Annotated in this window: 15 protein-coding genes; 4 read left to right on the top strand and 11 right to left on the bottom strand. The window is 58.6% G+C overall.

Going from position 1 to position 15,779, the window contains the following annotated elements; translation table 11 throughout:
* The first annotated feature begins 9 nt into the window (after positions 1 to 9).
* Positions 10 to 1,104, top strand: coding sequence for a 3-deoxy-7-phosphoheptulonate synthase (locus LG290_RS06190; protein ID WP_499836676.1), 1,095 nt, complete (start codon positions 10 to 12; stop codon positions 1,102 to 1,104).
* A gap of 99 nt (positions 1,105 to 1,203) precedes the next feature.
* Here LG290_RS06190 and dinG read toward each other — a convergent pair whose 3' ends face one another.
* Together dinG and rhlB are read right to left on the bottom strand one after the other, a co-directional pair.
* Entirely contained in the window at positions 1,204 to 3,333 is a 2,130-nt protein-coding gene (dinG, locus tag LG290_RS06185; protein ID WP_499836675.1) for an ATP-dependent DNA helicase DinG, read from the bottom strand.
* A 5-nt stretch (positions 3,334 to 3,338) separates the two neighbouring features.
* The gene (gene rhlB / locus LG290_RS06180) at positions 3,339 to 4,613 is read right to left on the bottom strand and encodes an ATP-dependent RNA helicase RhlB (protein WP_499836674.1); all 1,275 of its coding nucleotides are present in this window, start codon (positions 4,611 to 4,613) and stop codon (positions 3,339 to 3,341) included.
* Positions 4,614 to 4,757: 144 nt separating this feature from the next.
* Between rhlB and LG290_RS06175 the strand changes: the two genes are divergently transcribed.
* Both LG290_RS06175 and xthA read left to right on the top strand, forming a co-directional pair.
* Positions 4,758 to 5,012, top strand: a complete 255-nt coding sequence (locus LG290_RS06175) for a hypothetical protein (protein WP_499836673.1) — start codon at positions 4,758 to 4,760, stop codon at positions 5,010 to 5,012.
* Complete coding sequence (xthA, locus tag LG290_RS06170) at positions 5,012 to 5,839, top strand: exodeoxyribonuclease III (RefSeq protein ID WP_499836672.1); 828 nt, start codon at positions 5,012 to 5,014, stop codon at positions 5,837 to 5,839. Before LG290_RS06175 ends, xthA begins: the two co-directional genes overlap by 1 nt.
* 39 nt (positions 5,840 to 5,878) lie before the next feature.
* On the opposite strand, the gene LG290_RS06165 is transcribed toward xthA, so the two are convergent.
* From LG290_RS06165 to LG290_RS06125, 9 genes are all read right to left on the bottom strand, one after another.
* Positions 5,879 to 6,988 (bottom strand): tetratricopeptide repeat protein, encoded by a 1,110-nt coding sequence (locus LG290_RS06165; protein ID WP_499836671.1) that lies wholly within the window; start codon positions 6,986 to 6,988, stop codon positions 5,879 to 5,881.
* A gap of 7 nt (positions 6,989 to 6,995) precedes the next feature.
* Complete coding sequence (locus LG290_RS06160) at positions 6,996 to 7,763, bottom strand: energy transducer TonB (protein ID WP_499836670.1); 768 nt, start codon at positions 7,761 to 7,763, stop codon at positions 6,996 to 6,998.
* On the bottom strand, positions 7,760 to 8,167 hold the full coding sequence (locus tag LG290_RS06155; RefSeq protein ID WP_499836669.1) for an ExbD/TolR family protein: 408 nt from the start codon (positions 8,165 to 8,167) through the stop codon (positions 7,760 to 7,762). The genes LG290_RS06160 and LG290_RS06155 overlap by 4 nt, the downstream gene beginning before the upstream one ends.
* Complete coding sequence (locus LG290_RS06150) at positions 8,160 to 8,702, bottom strand: MotA/TolQ/ExbB proton channel family protein (RefSeq protein ID WP_499836668.1); 543 nt, start codon at positions 8,700 to 8,702, stop codon at positions 8,160 to 8,162. The genes LG290_RS06155 and LG290_RS06150 overlap by 8 nt, the downstream gene beginning before the upstream one ends.
* Positions 8,677 to 10,035: a MotA/TolQ/ExbB proton channel family protein gene (locus LG290_RS06145; RefSeq protein ID WP_499836667.1), complete on the bottom strand. Its 1,359-nt coding sequence runs from the start codon at positions 10,033 to 10,035 to the stop codon at positions 8,677 to 8,679. The genes LG290_RS06150 and LG290_RS06145 overlap by 26 nt, the downstream gene beginning before the upstream one ends.
* Entirely contained in the window at positions 10,032 to 10,832 is an 801-nt protein-coding gene (locus LG290_RS06140; RefSeq protein WP_499836666.1) for a DUF3450 domain-containing protein, read from the bottom strand. The genes LG290_RS06145 and LG290_RS06140 overlap by 4 nt, the downstream gene beginning before the upstream one ends.
* Before the next feature lie 286 nt (positions 10,833 to 11,118).
* Positions 11,119 to 11,727, bottom strand: coding sequence for a superoxide dismutase (locus LG290_RS06135; RefSeq protein ID WP_160417005.1), 609 nt, complete (start codon positions 11,725 to 11,727; stop codon positions 11,119 to 11,121).
* Positions 11,728 to 11,899: 172 nt separating this feature from the next.
* Positions 11,900 to 12,838: an electron transfer flavoprotein subunit alpha/FixB family protein gene (locus LG290_RS06130; RefSeq protein WP_499836665.1), complete on the bottom strand. Its 939-nt coding sequence runs from the start codon at positions 12,836 to 12,838 to the stop codon at positions 11,900 to 11,902.
* A complete protein-coding gene (locus tag LG290_RS06125; RefSeq protein ID WP_499836664.1) occupies positions 12,835 to 13,587 on the bottom strand; it encodes an electron transfer flavoprotein subunit beta/FixA family protein in 753 nt (250 codons plus the stop codon). The genes LG290_RS06130 and LG290_RS06125 overlap by 4 nt, the downstream gene beginning before the upstream one ends.
* A 443-nt stretch (positions 13,588 to 14,030) precedes the next feature.
* On the opposite strand from LG290_RS06125, the gene LG290_RS06120 reads away from it, so the two are divergent.
* Positions 14,031 to 15,698, top strand: a complete 1,668-nt coding sequence (locus LG290_RS06120) for an electron transfer flavoprotein-ubiquinone oxidoreductase (RefSeq protein ID WP_499836663.1) — start codon at positions 14,031 to 14,033, stop codon at positions 15,696 to 15,698.
* The last annotated feature ends 81 nt before the right edge of the window (positions 15,699 to 15,779 follow it).

Raw genomic sequence — 15,779 nt, 5'->3', positions numbered from 1 at the left:
GGTAGCAAGATGTCCCAACAGCAGGTCAACAACCTTAACGTTCTCGCACAGGATGTGCTCATTACGCCGGAATCCCTCAAGGAAGCCGTACCCCTGACCGATTCCGCCGAGCATGCCGTGATCGAGGGACGCAATACCATACAGAACATACTCGATGGCAAAGATCCTCGCCTTCTCGTGGTGGTCGGCCCCTGTTCGATTCACGATGTCGAGGCCGCCCTCGATTACGCCCGCCGTCTGCGTCGCCTGGCCGATGAGGTCAAGGACAGCCTGTACATCGTGATGCGCGTCTATTTTGAAAAGCCACGCACCACCGTCGGCTGGAAAGGCCTGATCAACGATCCCCATCTCAATGATTCGTTTGAAATCGAGGAAGGGTTGCATATCGCCCGCAAGCTATTGGTTGATCTGTCGGAAATGGGTTTGCCGTTAGCAACGGAAGCGCTTGACCCCATTTCCCCGCAGTACATGCAGGACTGCATCAGCTGGTCGGCGGTCGGGGCACGTACCACCGAATCCCAGACCCACCGCGAGATGGCCTCCGGCCTTTCCTGCCCGGTAGGCTTCAAGAACGGTACCGACGGCAGCCTGGATGTGGCCATCAATGCCCTGCAATCTGTGGCTCACCCGCACAATTTTCTGGGCATCAACCAGTCAGGCCAGGTGGCCATCATTCGTACACGCGGCAATGCTTACGGCCATGTAGTCCTGCGTGGCGGCAACGGCAAACCCAACTATGACAGTGTCAGTGTCGCATTGGCGGAACAAGAGCTTAGAAAAGCCAAGATTTCCGCCAACATCATGATCGACTGCTCGCATGCTAACTCGAACAAGGATGCCGGCTTGCAGCCGTTGGTGCTGGAAAACGTCACCAACCAGATTCTCGAAGGCAATACCACAATCATCGGGTTGATGGTGGAATCCAACATCGGCTGGGGCAACCAGAAGGTGCCCGACGATTTGAGCCAACTGACTTACGGCGTCTCGATTACCGATGCCTGCATCGACTGGGACACCACCGTCGACTCGTTCAAGCGCATGAATGAGAAGTTGGCGCCGGTTCTGGCAAAGCGTCATACCCCTGAGGCCTCCCAGCCAGCCTGAACGGCACTCTTGAATACAGTGCTCTTGATGACCTTCAGCGCGCCCGCCTCGTGCGGGCGCTGTGCATTCATGGTAGTCGCAAGACACCTTTCACCGCTCTCATGCACCGATCTCACGCCGAAACGGGGGTAACGCATCCAACAGCGCCTGGCCGTAGCGGCGCGTCAACACGCGCCGGTCTAGCAAGGTGATACGCCCGATGTCGGTTTCCTTGCGAATCAGTCGGCCACACGCCTGCACCAGCTTGATCGAGGCGTCAGGCACACTGATCCGCATGAAAGGATTGCCGCCCTGGCTCTCGATCCACTCCGCCAGCGTTGCCCCGACAGGGTCATCCGGCACGGCGAACGGTAACCGGGTAATGATCACATGGGTCAGGTAATCGCCCGGCAAATCTATCCCTTCGGCAAAGCTTGCCAAGCCGAAGATGATGCTGCCTTCACTGCGATCCACGGCAGCACGATGACGCTCGATAAGCTCACGTTTGGGCAATGCATCCTGAGCCAGGACGCGCACCTTGAGTGATTCGGGCAAGGCTTTTTCCACCGCACGCAACTGCGCTCGCGACGAAAACAACACCAGCACCGCCTCACTCTCACCAAGCTTGGTCACGAAGCGCACGATAGCCTGCTCGTGAGCATCGCGATCGCCAGGATCCATGGCCTCGGCCGGAATGCTTAACACCGCATTCGAGTAATCAAAGGGGCTGGGCAATGACTGGTAACGGTAGCGCCCCGCCAGTCCGGCACGCTCCTGAATGCGTTCGAAGCGCCCCAGGGCGGTCAAGGTGGCTGACGTGACCACGGCGCCATAGCAACGCCCCCAGAGATTCTTGGCCAGCGTATGCGCCGCCGACACCGGGCTTGCGGAAAGCTGCAATTCAGCTTCGCCATTGACGCGTGACAGAGTCAACCAGCGCGCCCGCGGCGGTTCGTTCTCGGGGTCACGTTCGCTGTAGGCTTGCCAGAGAGCATGGGCATCTACCGCCCTTCCATGCACCAGCGCAATCAACGGCAACCAATCCTCGGCCTGCTCCCGATCGAGCCCCGTGGCTTTATCCGGGTCCAGGCTTTCACGCAGTATGTCGCTGATGCTTTCAAGATTGCGCGATAGCTGGGCAAACATCACCACCAGCTGCGTTGCCTGTTCATGCAGGCCGTCAGGGATTTCCCCTTTGGTGAAGCGTTGCTGCCAGGTGGTCTCCCCTTCGGACAACCCATTGGGGCGCTGCGTCAACCGATGGCCGCTACTGAAGATATCTCCCAGGGCCGGTTCCAGGGCGTGAAACAGCTCGGGAAAGCCCGCCAGTAGGCGCGCGATCGTCGGCTGTACCGCCAAGGCCTGATTGAGATCCGTCAAGCTGCTCTTCAAGGTCTGCAACCAGCGCAAGCAGCCATTCACCGCAAAACGATAGGCAAAGTGCGAAAGCGCCTTGTCCGGCAGATGATGCCCCTCATCGAACACATACACACAATCCGCCGGATCGGGGAGTATCGCTCCGCCACCCAGGGCAAGGTCAGCCAGTACCAGGTCATGGTTGGCCACGATGATATCGGCATTTTCCAGTTCACGGCGGGCACGAAAAAAAGCGCAGGCAGCGAAATGACCACAACGACGCCCAGTGCACTGGCGATGGTCCACGGTCAAACGACGCCAATACTGGTCATCGATGGCTTCACGCCACGTATCTCGGTCGCCTTCCCACTCACCTTGACCGTAAGCCTCGCCCATGCGCGTCGCCAACCCGGTAAAGTCGGCACTCTGCTCCTGCAGTGACTGCTCGAAAAGCGACAACGTCGGGTTGGGCACCACGCCATCCAACGCCTGGTCCAGACGGGCAACGCATACATAACGCCCACGCCCCTTGGCCAAAGCGTAGCGAAATGCAATACCGCTGTGCTCTGCCAAGGAAGGCAGGTCCTGATTGAGCACCTGCTCCTGAAGTGCCACGGTGGCGGTGGAAATCACCAAGCGCTTGCCACGCGCCTTGGCGATCGGTAGCGCCGCCAGCAGATAGGCTAGGGTCTTGCCGGTGCCCGTTCCTGCTTCCAGGACGCACACATGGGTGTCGTTGGTGCGTTTGCCGTCATCATCACTTTGAATCTCCCCCAACGTACGGGCAATTTCGGCGATCATCAGCCGTTGCCCGTAACGTGGCGTCAAATCCAGCCGTTCCACTACCTGGCGGTAGGCTGCCTGGATCTCGTCTTTGAGCGTCTTGTCCAGCATGCGGCTTACAAGAGCCCTTCCGGCGGATGTTCACAAGGCAATTTGGCATTCAGATAACGCTCGATTTCGGGTAACGAAAACGCATCTTCTTCGCCGACGAAGCTGATCGAGACACCCTTGGCGCCGGCGCGGCCGGTACGCCCGATACGATGGACGTAATCTTCCGGATCTTCCGGCAAGGTGTAGTTGATCACATGGCTGACATCTTCGATATGAATGCCACGCCCGGCCACATCCGTTGCCACCAGTACCTGGAGCTCGCCTTCGCGGAAACTTTCCAGAGTCTTGATGCGCTGATTCTGCGGCACATCGCCGGAAAGCATCGCTGCATTGATCCCGGCTTTCTTCAGGGCCTCGTCAAGCTTGCGTACCAGGTCGCGCCTGTTGCCGAACACCATGACCCGATCGAAGTTTTCCTGTTCAAGAAGATTGACCAACAGGCGTTGTTTGTCGTCATCCGAGACCAGATAGACGCGCTGGTCGATGTCCGCCTGATTCTCTACCGTATTTTCAATCTCGACATGCGCAGGATTCTGCGTCCACTGGCTAGCCAGTTCGAGAATGTCCTCGGTGAAAGTGGCGGAGAACAAGAACGTCTGACGCTCTTCCTTCTTGGGGGTATAGCGAATAATACGCTTCACATCGGGAATGAAGCCCATCGACAACATTCGATCGGCCTCATCCAGTACCAGCACTTCCAGCTCGGAAAGGTCGATGTCTCGCTTCTGGTGAAAGTCCAGCAAACGCCCCGGTGTCGCCACCAGAATATCGACTTTCTTGCCCAGTCCATCGCGCTGTTTCTGATAATCCATGCCACCCACGACGCTTGATACGCTCAGCGAGGTGAAGCGGGCCAATGCCTTGGCATCCTTTTCGATCTGCAGCGCCAGCTCTCGCGTCGGTGCAATGATCAAGGCACGCGGAGCACCAGGTTTCTGCCCCTCGGGTGCCGGTTCTTCCAGGAAATAGGCCATCAGGGAAATCAGAAAAGCAGCCGTCTTGCCGGTACCTGTCTGCGCCTTGCCCACGATATCGCCACCCAGGAGGGTCTGACGCAAGGCTTCTGCTTGTATTGGCGTACAATACTCAAAGCCTTGGGCATGAATGGCACGCATCAAGGGCAGTGGCAGGTCAAAGTCATGAAAGCGCCACTTTCCGGCCACGGCCGATACCTGAAACTGACGGAGATCCCAGTTGGACTGGCGGCGACGCGGTTTCCGACGGCGGCGCTTGGGCTTGCGGTTCTGGGCCGATGCTGTGGTCTGTTCCGACTCGCTCATAGGCTATCTATCTATCCGTTGCAGTGGATGTTGGGCTTCAAGAAAAGGCTATTGTACCAGCCCTTGGCGCCAAGGGCGCGTTCAGCTGTCGAAGGAGCCGACAGGACTGTTAGTATAAGCACCATATTCGGAAAGGAGCGCGACATGACGCGTAAGAAAAAGACCCGTTCAATCGCCGACAAGGTGACCATTCGTACCGGACGGCGCAAGGATTACAAGAAGTGGCGCCACGACAACCCCGATCAAGTAACCCCTTCTCGGCGGCTTGTGGCCAAGAAACAGCAGCAACGCAAACTGCAAGCGGTACGCAAGCAGGAGCGCCAGCAATCCGGCCAGTCGATCAGCATTCACCCCGCCGGTGACTCTCATTCTTCACGCGACAAGGGAGATAATGACTGATGCGTCTGGTGTCATTCAACATCAATGGATTGCGCGCCAGGTTTCACCAGTTGCAGGCAGTGATCGATCAGCACCAGCCGGACGTGATCGGCCTGCAGGAAACCAAGGTGCAGGACAGTGAGTTTCCCCGCGAAACGCTGGAGGCGATGGGTTACCACGTATTCTTCCATGGCCAGAAAGGCCATTACGGGGTGGCTATCCTGTGTCGCCAGGAACCCGAGCAGGTGTTTCACGGCTTTCCCGATGACCAGGACGGCGCCCAGCGCCGCATGATCGGGGTGCGTCTGCGTTGTGATGATGGCCAGGCGCTGACCGTATGGAATGGCTATTTTCCCCAAGGGGAAAATATAGACCACCCCACCAAGTTTCCCAACAAGCGATATTTTTACGCCCAGCTTGCGCGTTTACTTACCCAGCAACACGCACCTGACGAGCGTTTGGCGGTGATGGGAGACTTCAATGTCTCGCCGGAGGATATCGATATCGGTATCGGCGAGGCCAACCGCAAGCGCTGGCTGCGCGAGGGCAAGACCAGCTTTCAGCCCATCGAGCGCGAATGGCTGCAAACAATCAAGGACTGGGGCCTCGTGGATAGCTACCGTGTGTGCTATCCCACGATAGACGACCGCTTCAGCTGGTTCAACTATCGCTCGCGAGCCTTCGAGCGCGACCCCAAACGCGGTCTGCGCATCGATTATATTCTGGTGACGCAGCCCTTGGCAGAATATGTCGGCGATGCCGGGATCGATTATGAGCTGCGCGCCATGGAAAAGCCCTCGGATCACGCCCCAGTATGGACCGAACTGGTGCTTTCGCTAAACAAATAACAGAGCGGGAAACAACGCCAAATAGCTAGCACAGAAAACTTACTCCAACCGAGCCAGCCACCGTCTGGCTTGCTCGGCCCCCAGTGCCGCGGCCTGCTCCCAAGCGTGCCTCGCGGCGTCGGTCTTGCCCCATCCATGAGCAAGCTGGCCCAATCGTAACCAGTCCTCAGCCATGCCACTGCGCTCGGCCACGGTTTGCCAGGCCTCAAGCGCCCGTGCTTGATCCTTCGCCACTTGCCAAGCCTGGGCCAACTGGCGTTGATGCGCGGGCGTTTGCTTCACCAAACCCTGGCTCAACGCTTGCTCTAAGTATTCAGCTGCCCGGGCCGGCGTGCCTGCGCGTAAATGCAACTGCACCAGGGTGAGCAAATCTTCCGCACCTTCGAGCGCCCCGATACGCCAACCGGCATCCCAGATCGCAGCAGCCAAGCTGAACTGCTCAAGCTGTTGCGCCATGGCTGCGGCACGTCGCCATTCAACAGGCGGCGCATCGCTATCCAGCCCAGATTCGAGAACCGCCAAGGCCTTGTCGAGATTCCCGGCCCGCTGATACACCGTGACCGCAAGCGCTGATTGCTGCGAATCCAGGGTGGCCGTCTCATCCAGTGCTCGATCAACCCAAGAGGCGGCGCCATCCCATTTCTGCTGACGGACCAGCAGCTGCACCATCAACCAAATCTCTCGCTCTTGACCGGGATGAGCGTCAAGCCATTCAGCCAACCGCTGGGTGGCGAGCTCAAGCTGCCCTGCCAAAAGGCGCAGGTTTGCTTCCTCGTAGAGCCAACGATCATGTTGCTGCGATTCGAGCCTCGGAGTTTGCCTGGCACGATAGAGAAGATCAGCCGCGGTTGCATGATATTCCAACTTGGCCTCGGCACCCGCGGCAAGCTGTAGATAAAGCGCTCTCGCCCAACGGTCGGCTGCGTTGCCCCCTTCAAGGCGCTCGGCTTGGGTCCGTGCCAGACGGCTAACATCTTGATACTCGCCTTGCTCGAGCTGTTCCTGCAATGAACCAAGATCAGCGATGATATCCGCAGGCAAGGCGGGTGATGCTACGGCAACAAGAGGCGTTGTAGCTAGAATAGCCACAAGCAACACGCGCAAGCCTGCCCGCACCCGCCGCGATAATGTTTGCCGCCATGCATTCATGTTCTTCTCACCTCAGCTGGAACTCGACACGCTGGCGCGCCCGACGCACCTGGACGGCAGCTTCGAACTGCCAGGACGCTACCGCCTTGCGCGCAGCCTGGTCGAAGACCCTGCGCGGCTGGGCACGCACCACTTCAATGGACGAGGCGTCGACACTGCCGTCCCGGCGAATCAAGAACTTAAGCTCTACATGGCCCTCCAGACCCCGGCGTTGCGCTCGAGAAGGATACTCCGGCGGGATCTGATTCAAAGGTGTAGGCGAGCCGACATCCACGGGTTCCTGACTGGCTGCTTGGGCACTTTCTGTCTCGCCTGTAGCAGCTGCTGGGCTTGCTGAGGCTTCTACTGGCTGTGATTGGACTACCGGCGCGGGTTCAGGCTCAGGAGTGGGCTCGGGCTTCGGCCTCGGCTCAGGCGCCGGTTCCGGCTGGGGCTCTATTTCGGATAGCTCGGGCAAGCTGCTGTCCAGTTCGGCAAGCGCCAACTCCTGTGGCGGCAGCTCAGGTTCCGGCATGGCGATGGAGCTTTGTAATTCGGGTAACGGTTCCGGCACTTGAGGTGGCGGTATCGGCGGGGCCTGAGGCTGGGCAACCGGTTCGGCGGGCTCCTGCGCCACCTCCCCCACTACCTCGAGTGCTTCCACCATTGTCATGCTCATCGGCACTTCCGGTTCTTCGAGCGGATTTCCCGGGGGCGACACCAGTACCGCCAGCAACCAGAACAGCATCAACGCCAACCCTGCTCCACCCAGCAACGAAAAAGGCACCCGCGTCATGAGGCGCTCCGGCTAGCCGCAACGGCAACTTGGTCGATGCCTGCCTCACGCAGCCGATCCATTACTTCGATCAATATTCCTGTAGTGGCGTCACGATCCGCCTGTATCACCACCGAGCCATCATCGCTGACCAAATCGGCAACCGCTTTGCCCAGCCGGTGCATGTCTATCGGCTGCCCATCCACCCAGACCGCCCCTCCCGGGGTAATCGCCACCAATACCTGAGCATCCGGGCGAGGCGTGGCGGCACTGGACTCGGGACGCTGAATCTCGATACCGCTTTCCTTGATGAAGCTGGTGGTCACAATGAAAAATATCAACATGATGAATACCACATCCAGCATGGGGGTCAGGTTGATTTCATTGCTTTCGTCATTGTTCGCACTGGTGCGACGTCTACGCATGGGTATCCTCCACAGCGCGTGCCAAACGGTCGTGAAGACGCTGGTCCTCTCGTCGGATGACATGTTCCAGTCGGCTGATGAACAGCAACCCCACCACGGCCACGGCCATCCCGGTCAGGGTAGGCAAGGTTGCCCGCGCCACGCCGTCGGCCATGGCCCGGGCCTGGTGGGTATCGCTCAGCGCCAGGCTATCGAATACCACGATCATGCCGGTGACTGTCCCCAACAGACCCAACAACGGGCACAGGGCGACCAGCAACTTCAACCATGGCAAGGGGCGACGCAAGCGCATGATCAACTCATCAGCCCATACCTGGCGGAGAATCCCGGCGCTCCAGCTACGGTGCTCCTCGCGTGCCGTCCAGCGCTTGATCAGGGAACGACGCGCCAGGCGCCAGGTTACGCGGTAGTACCACCAGCGCTCGAACGCTATGGCAAACAACACCACCGCGACCACCGCCAACACCACCAATACCCAGCCACCGGCATCGAGCAAACGTTCCAGCGGCTCAAGCCATTGCATTAACTTTTGCATCTTCGTTCACCGTTCGAGGTTGGTGTGGCAAACGCGCCTCCAGATGCTCGGCTAGCGTGGCACTGGCCTGACCTTCCACCACATTGGCCAGATACCGGCTACGCCCGGAAAGCGCCGTCTGGGCGAACAGCAAGGGCACCGCGGTCACCAGGCCCAGCACGGTCGTCACCAGGGCTTGGCTGATACCGCCCGCCATCATTTGCGGATCACCGGTACCGAACACGGTAATCGCCTGAAAGGTGACGATCATCCCGGTGACCGTGCCTAATAGCCCCAACAGCGGCGCCACGGCCGCTAGCAGCTTGACGATGGGCTGACCACGTTCCAGGCGCGGCAATTCCGCCAGCACGGCTTCATCCAGGCGAGCCTCGAGTGCTTCGGGCGCCTGATGACTGTCCATGGCTTGAAAGCGCAACAGGACGCGACCCAGAGGATTGTTATCGCTCAGCGCATCCAGTTGCCGGCGTTGACGACGCACCTTGAACGTGACCCCCAGAAGATAAGCGTACTGCAACAAGGCCACCAACAACCCGAAGATACCCAGCGTTACGACCACATAACCGACGGCCCCACCTTGATGAAACCGCTCTAGCAAACTTGGCTGTTGGGCCATGGCCGCTATCACTTGGCCCTGGGTAGGATCGATTGCCAGAGTGCGGCTCTCACCGGCATGAAAGGCAGCCAAGGTCTCAGCCATGTCCGGCGGTGTGCGAGGCACTACGGAGAGCGTTCCCTCCCCCTCGCCTCGCTGCAACAGGTCGCTTTCGCTGAAAGCGGCAAAGTCACCCAGCCGGATGATCTCTTGTTGCGAGATCATCCCGTCGGCATCCGCCACCTCGGCCTCGAGGCGCACTACCCTGGCGGTTTCCGCGGTCAACGCCATCAGGCTGTCGACCACTTGCTCGATGTGCCGGCTTTCCAGCACCTCGTTTTCATCCAGTAGTGGGGGCAAGGAGATCTCGCCGAGCGTGATCCAGCTATCATTCAAGCTGTCACGAAGCCCGGAACTGTGCTGTGACAGGGCAGACAGGATACGATCGAAATCCGCCCCTTGCTCTTGCTGGAGGGCGTCCAGCGCCTGTTGCTGCGCTTGTTGAACTGCCAGGGCTTCCTGTTCCCGCTGGGCTTTTTGATGTGCTTCCCGAGCCTCGTCCAGGGCGGCTTGCAAGGCCTCCCGATCTTCCAGCAGCGCACTCAAGCGAGCGTCATCCCGGGCTTGCGCAGCTTCCCGAGCTTCACGCAAGGTGGTTAAGGGGTCGCCATGAACGCTGCCCGCTGTCAGCATGATCAAGCTGACGAGGGCCAATGCTTTCAGCCGTTGTCCAATCGTCATGCGGAAGTCTCCGGGGCAGTCAAGGGCTGGGAGATCGGCAGCGTCAGAAGCTCTGGCGCGCGTTGGTCACGCGCCAGACGCAGCCCTTCTCGCACTTGGCTGCGCTGTGAATCGCTCAGCGCTTCCCAACGGCCGGATTCGGCCTGCCACACGCCGCCTTGACGGCCGCTCGGGGTAAGATAATACAATCCCACACGGCCGATTCTCAGGTAGTCCACTTCCCGCGCGCCGCCTTCTTCGCTGACAATCCTCCCACGCCAGGCGTCCACTTCACGGCCATACTCGAGTTCGGTTCGCCATGCTTCAAGCAAGCGTTCGATGCGCTCGGCACTTGAAAAGGTTGCTGTGCCGTCCGGCTGTAAACTCGCCGCACGTGCAAGACGCTGATCCTGCAAGAAGGGCAGATCCTGTTCCACCCAACGCTGCAACTGAGCGGCGATCTCACGTTCGAAACCTGGCAGGGCCTGACGCGTTTGCGCCAGCGTGGAAAGCGCCGCTTCTCGCTGCTGCTGTCTTTGTGCCTGCTCTACCAACCGAGCCGCTAGCTGGGAATTTTGCCGCTCCAGCTGCTGCGTATCTTTTTCAAGGCGACGAAGTTCCTCGAGCATTTCGCGCGTGGTCTCGTCTGTTGCATCAATACGTTCTTGCAGGGCAGTTTGGGCTTGCTGGGCATCCAGCGCCTCGCCAATGACGGATTCTTCCTGCGCGGCTAACGGCAACACCCACAGCATGGCGAGTAACAACCCATAGGTAGGCAACAACCGCCTGGCCCGCGAGGAATTTCTCCAAAAGCTCATAGCAATAACCCATGTTAATAAACCACATTAATAATCCGGGCAACACACCAAGTTACCCATCCCAGGGCGGCGACATTTCCATCAAAAGGAAAACAGGAATGATTGGCATTCATTTTTAGCAGGCGGCTAGGGTAACAGCAAACCAATAAATGACAATAGTTATCATTAACTCCAGACCGCAACACCTCCTAGGAGCCTTATATCCTTTGTGCACTGTCTTTTGCACGCAAAAAAGCCGCGCCTTGCAAAGGCGCGGCTTTTATCAGCAATCAAGTCATAAGGCTTATCAGGGGGCTTGCTGATAACGACGCTCGACATCATCCCAGTTGATCACATTGAAAAAAGCTTCCACGTAATCGGGACGCTTATTCTGGTACTTGAGGTAGTAGGCATGCTCCCACACATCCAGCCCCAGAATCGGTGTATTGCCGTGCATCAACGGGGTGTCCTGGTTGAGGGTGTTTTCCACCACCAGCTTCTCTTGTGGGGTCACGCTGAGCCAGGCCCAGCCACTACCGAAGCGACCCAGTGCGGCTTGCTTGAAGTCTTCCTTGAAGGCGTCAAAACCACCCAACTCATTGTCGATTGCCTGGGCAACCTCACCCTTGGGCTTACCGCCACCTTGGGGAGACATCATTTGCCAGAACATGGAATGATTGACATGGCCGCCGCCATTGTTGATAACCGCCTGGCGCTTGCTTTCCGGCACACGATCGACATTCGCCATCAACTCTTCCACCGGCACATCTTCCAGACCGGTGCCTTCAAGCGCAGTGTTGAGCTTGTCAACATACGTCTGGTGGTGGCGCGAATGGTGAATTTCCATAGTCATCGCATCAATGTGCGGTTCAAGCGCGTCGTAAGCGTAGGGCAATTCGGGAAGTGTATGCGGCATGATTACTCCTCCTTTAATTAATCACTCACAGTGATAATAGCGTTTCAAGCATTTCTCAGGATGGCAGCTGTTTGACGACTACGCTAACAAAAACTACTCAAGCATACAAAAACAGCCGGCATCTTCAAGATGCCGGCTGCTGCGAGTACCGCCTGTCTTACTTAGCGCATTTTCACAACTTGCTTTCAAGCTCCGGCAGGATCTCGAACAGATCCCCCACCAGGCCGTAATCCGCGACCTGGAAGATCGGCGCCTCCTCGTCCTTGTTGATCGCCACGATCACCTTGGAGTCCTTCATGCCCGCCAAGTGCTGAATGGCACCGCTGATGCCCACTGCGATGTACAGGTCCGGCGCGACGATCTTGCCGGTCTGGCCGACCTGCATGTCGTTGGGCACGAAGCCTGCGTCCACCGCCGCCCGCGAGGCCCCTACCGCCGCGCCCAGCTTGTCAGCAATGCCGTCGAGCAGCTTGAAGTTCTCGCCGTTGCCCATGCCGCGGCCGCCGGAAATCACTACCTTGGCGCCCCCCAGCTCCGGCCGGTCGCTCTGGGCCAGTTCTTCCTTGATAAAGCGCGACTGGGTGTTGTCCACCACGCTATCCACCGCTTCGATGGCGGCACTGCCCCCTTTCCCCACAGCATCGAAACCGGTGCTGCGCACGGTGATCACCTTGAGAGCATCGGCGCTCTTGACCGTGGCAATGGCGTTACCGGCATAGATCGGCCGCTTGAAGGTGTCGGCATCGTCGACTTCGACGATCTCGGACAGCTGCGACACGTCCTTGAGCGCGGCGACACGTGGCATGACGTTCTTGCCTGTGGTCGAGGCCACCGCCAGGACGTGGCTGTAATCACCGGCCAGCTGGGTGATCAAGTCACCCAGCGGCTCGGCCAGCTGATGGGCGTAGACCGCATGATCGGCGACGCGCACCTTGGCCACGCCGTCGAGCTTCGCAGCGGCCTGGGCCACGGCGTCGACGCCTTCACCCGCCACCAGGACATCGATATCACCGCCGCCGGCTTGCTGGATCTGTTGCGCTGCGGCCACGACATGGGCAGTGGCGGCGGCCAGTTGGCCGTCGTGATGTTCGGCAAGGACCAGAATGCTCATGAGATCACCTTGGCTTCGTTCTTGAGTTTATCGACCAGCTCGTCCACCGAGCTCACCTTGATGCCGCCCTTGCGCTCGGCCGGGGATTCGACCTTGACCAGGCTGACCCGGGAGGCTGTCTCGACGCCCATCTCTTCCGGCGTCTTGATGTCCATGGGCTTTTTCTTGGCCTTCATGATATCGGGCAGCTTGGCGTAGCGCGGCTCATTCAGGCGCAGGTCCGAGGTGATGATGGCGGGAAGCGTGAGCTCCAGGGTCTGGAGGCCACCGTCGATCTCCCGGGTCACCTGCAGCTTGTCGCCTTCCACCACCACCTCGGAGGCGAAGGTGCCCTGAGGAAGATGGGTCAGGGCCGCCAGCATCTGGCCGGTCTGGTTGTTGTCGGTGTCGATGGCCTGCTTGCCGAGAATCACCAGGCCCGGTTGCTCGTCCTCGACCACCTTGGCCAGCAGCTTGGCCACGGCAAGCGACTCGACGCGTTCGTCGGTCTGCACATGAATCGCGCGATCCGCGCCCAGCGCCAAGGCGGTACGCAGTTGCTCCTGGGCAGCCTTGGGGCCGATCGTCACCGCCACCACTTCGGTGGCCACGCCTTTTTCCTTCAGGCGCACGGCTTCTTCCACGGCAATTTCGCAGAAGGGGTTCATAGCCATCTTGACGTTGGTGAGGTCGACATCGCTGTGGTCCGGCTTGACCCGGATCTTGACGTTGTAGTCGATGACGCGTTTGACCGCGACGAGTACTTTCATGCTTTCCTCGCTTGGCTCGTTTCAGAGCCTTTAACCTGATGAGTATCTCGGCAACAACTACCGAGCGCCTCGTGGTGAAAAAATTCGGCAACGCCAGACATCAATGATGTTTGTTGCCCAACATATGAATTCATGCAAGCGTTTGATAGGTGCTTAAGTAAAAAACTCTTCTAATCTGCCATAAGCACCGCACTTCCAACAACACCCGGTAAGTACGGCCTTGGTCTTAGATCATATTTAAACATAATCGCCAACGTACCATCCTGCCTCGAGACCATGGCTCGATTAGCTAAAATTGGCAGCAGCACAGGCTTTTGGCATCGTAGGGGTGACCTTACAAGGGTATTATGCCTATTATGGGAGACAACCAGAAGCAAACGACCGTTTTAAATTTGTCGACGCATCACTTCCATGCGGTGCGTACCGAATGAGGAGAAGCCAGGGTGGAAAACGTTGAACGCGATGTGATGGATTTTGATGTGGTCATTGTCGGTGCAGGACCGGCAGGGCTTTCCGCTGCTTGTCGCTTGATGCAACAAGCCAACGACGCTGAACAGGAACTGACGGTTTGTGTCGTCGAGAAAGGCTCCGAAGTGGGCGCCCATATTCTCTCCGGGGCTGTATTCGAGCCACGCGCCTTGAACGAGCTTTTTCCCGACTGGAAAGACCGGGGTGCACCACTAACCACCCCGGCCACGCGTGATGAGGTCTATCTTCTCAAGGATGCCCAGAAGGCCCAAAAGATACCTAACGCCCTGGTTCCCAAAAGCATGCACAACACCGGCGGCGACCAGACCCGCTATGTGATAAGCGCCGGCAACCTGTGCCGCTGGCTCGGCGAGCAGGCCGAAGAACTGGGTGTGGAAATTTTCCCCGGTTTTGCGGCTCAGGAAGCTATTATCGATGAAAGTGACATCGTGCGCGGCATCATTATCGGCGACATGGGGGTTGCCGCGGATGGCACCCCCAAGGACAGCTATATGCCGGGCATGGAGCTGCGCGCCAAGTACACCCTTTTTGCCGAAGGCTCACGCGGCCATCTAGGCAAGCATTTGATCAGTACTTTTCATCTCGACGAAGACAAGGATCCCCAGCATTACGGCATCGGTTTGAAAGAGCTGTGGGACGTGCCCGCCGAAATACACCAACCGGGCCTGGTACTGCACGGTTCCGGCTGGCCACTGGACAAACACACCCACGGCGGCTGGTTTCTCTATCATGCCGAAAACCAGCAGGTGGTCGTGGGCCTGATCATGGATCTTTCCTACCAGAACCCCTGGCTGTCGCCGTTCGATGAATTCCAGGGGATGAAACACCATCCCGTGATTAGCCGGCACCTCAAGGATGGCAAGCGCGTGGCTTACGGGGCGCGAGCCATCACCAAAGGTGGCCTGAACTGCCTGCCCAAGATGACATTCCCGGGGGGCCTATTGATCGGCTGTGATGCAGGCACGCTGAATTTTTCCAAGATCAAAGGCCTTCACACGGCCATGAAATCCGGCCTGGTTGCGGCTGACACCGTGTTCGACGCTATCAAGACCGGTGACGAAGGCGGCAAGGAATTGACGGATTTCACCGCACAGTGGGAGAAAAGCTGGGCGTACCAGGAGCTTGAGGAAAGCGCCAGCTTCGGTCCGGCGCTTCACAAGTATGGCACCGTGGGGGGTGGCGCCTATAATTTCGTCGATCAACTGCTGGGCGGCAAACTGCCTAACCTGCATGACACCACCACCGACCATGGCGCCCTCAAGCCGGCGGCGGAATTCGAAAAAATCACTTATCCCAAGCCGGATGGCAAGCTCTCCTTCGACAAGCTCTCCTCGGTATTCCTGTCCAATACCAACCATGAAGAAGACCAACCTTGTCACTTGAAGCTCAAGGATCCCGAGCTACCCATTCGCGAGAACCTGCCCATTTACGCCGAACCGGCACAGCGCTACTGCCCGGCCGGGGTATATGAAGTCGTCGAGGACGAACGCGGCAAGCCGCAGTTCCAGATCAATTTCCAGAACTGCGTGCATTGCAAGACTTGCGACATCAAGGACCCGGCCCAGAACATCAACTGGATCGCGCCTGAAGGCGGCGGCGGGCCGAATTACCCCAATATGTAAGAGCGCCTTTACCAGGCTGCAAAAAGGGCATGCCACGGCATGTCCTTATATTTTTTAGCCTCGTGTTCATGACAGCGGCGG

Source organism: Halomonas sediminis (genome assembly GCF_044871105.1).
Lineage (GTDB): Bacteria > Pseudomonadota > Gammaproteobacteria > Pseudomonadales > Halomonadaceae > Vreelandella > Vreelandella zhuhanensis.
This window is presented reverse-complemented; position numbering and strand designations above follow the sequence as displayed.

Excerpts from the sequence above, each read along its gene's own strand:
- LG290_RS06190 (WP_499836676.1), top strand. The coding sequence starts at position 10 with ATGTCCCAACAGCAGGTCAACAACCTTAACGTTCTCGCACAGGATGTG.
- dinG (WP_499836675.1), bottom strand. The coding sequence starts at position 3,333 with ATGCTGGACAAGACGCTCAAAGACGAGATCCAGGCAGCCTACCGCCAG.
- rhlB (WP_499836674.1), bottom strand. The coding sequence starts at position 4,613 with ATGAGCGAGTCGGAACAGACCACAGCATCGGCCCAGAACCGCAAGCCC.
- LG290_RS06175 (WP_499836673.1), top strand. The coding sequence starts at position 4,758 with ATGACGCGTAAGAAAAAGACCCGTTCAATCGCCGACAAGGTGACCATT.
- xthA (WP_499836672.1), top strand. The coding sequence starts at position 5,012 with ATGCGTCTGGTGTCATTCAACATCAATGGATTGCGCGCCAGGTTTCAC.
- LG290_RS06165 (WP_499836671.1), bottom strand. The coding sequence starts at position 6,988 with ATGAATGCATGGCGGCAAACATTATCGCGGCGGGTGCGGGCAGGCTTG.
- LG290_RS06160 (WP_499836670.1), bottom strand. The coding sequence starts at position 7,763 with ATGACGCGGGTGCCTTTTTCGTTGCTGGGTGGAGCAGGGTTGGCGTTG.
- LG290_RS06155 (WP_499836669.1), bottom strand. The coding sequence starts at position 8,167 with ATGCGTAGACGTCGCACCAGTGCGAACAATGACGAAAGCAATGAAATC.
- LG290_RS06150 (WP_499836668.1), bottom strand. The coding sequence starts at position 8,702 with ATGCAAAAGTTAATGCAATGGCTTGAGCCGCTGGAACGTTTGCTCGAT.
- LG290_RS06145 (WP_499836667.1), bottom strand. The coding sequence starts at position 10,035 with ATGACGATTGGACAACGGCTGAAAGCATTGGCCCTCGTCAGCTTGATC.
- LG290_RS06140 (WP_499836666.1), bottom strand. The coding sequence starts at position 10,832 with ATGAGCTTTTGGAGAAATTCCTCGCGGGCCAGGCGGTTGTTGCCTACC.
- LG290_RS06135 (WP_160417005.1), bottom strand. The coding sequence starts at position 11,727 with ATGCCGCATACACTTCCCGAATTGCCCTACGCTTACGACGCGCTTGAA.
- LG290_RS06130 (WP_499836665.1), bottom strand. The coding sequence starts at position 12,838 with ATGAGCATTCTGGTCCTTGCCGAACATCACGACGGCCAACTGGCCGCC.
- LG290_RS06125 (WP_499836664.1), bottom strand. The coding sequence starts at position 13,587 with ATGAAAGTACTCGTCGCGGTCAAACGCGTCATCGACTACAACGTCAAG.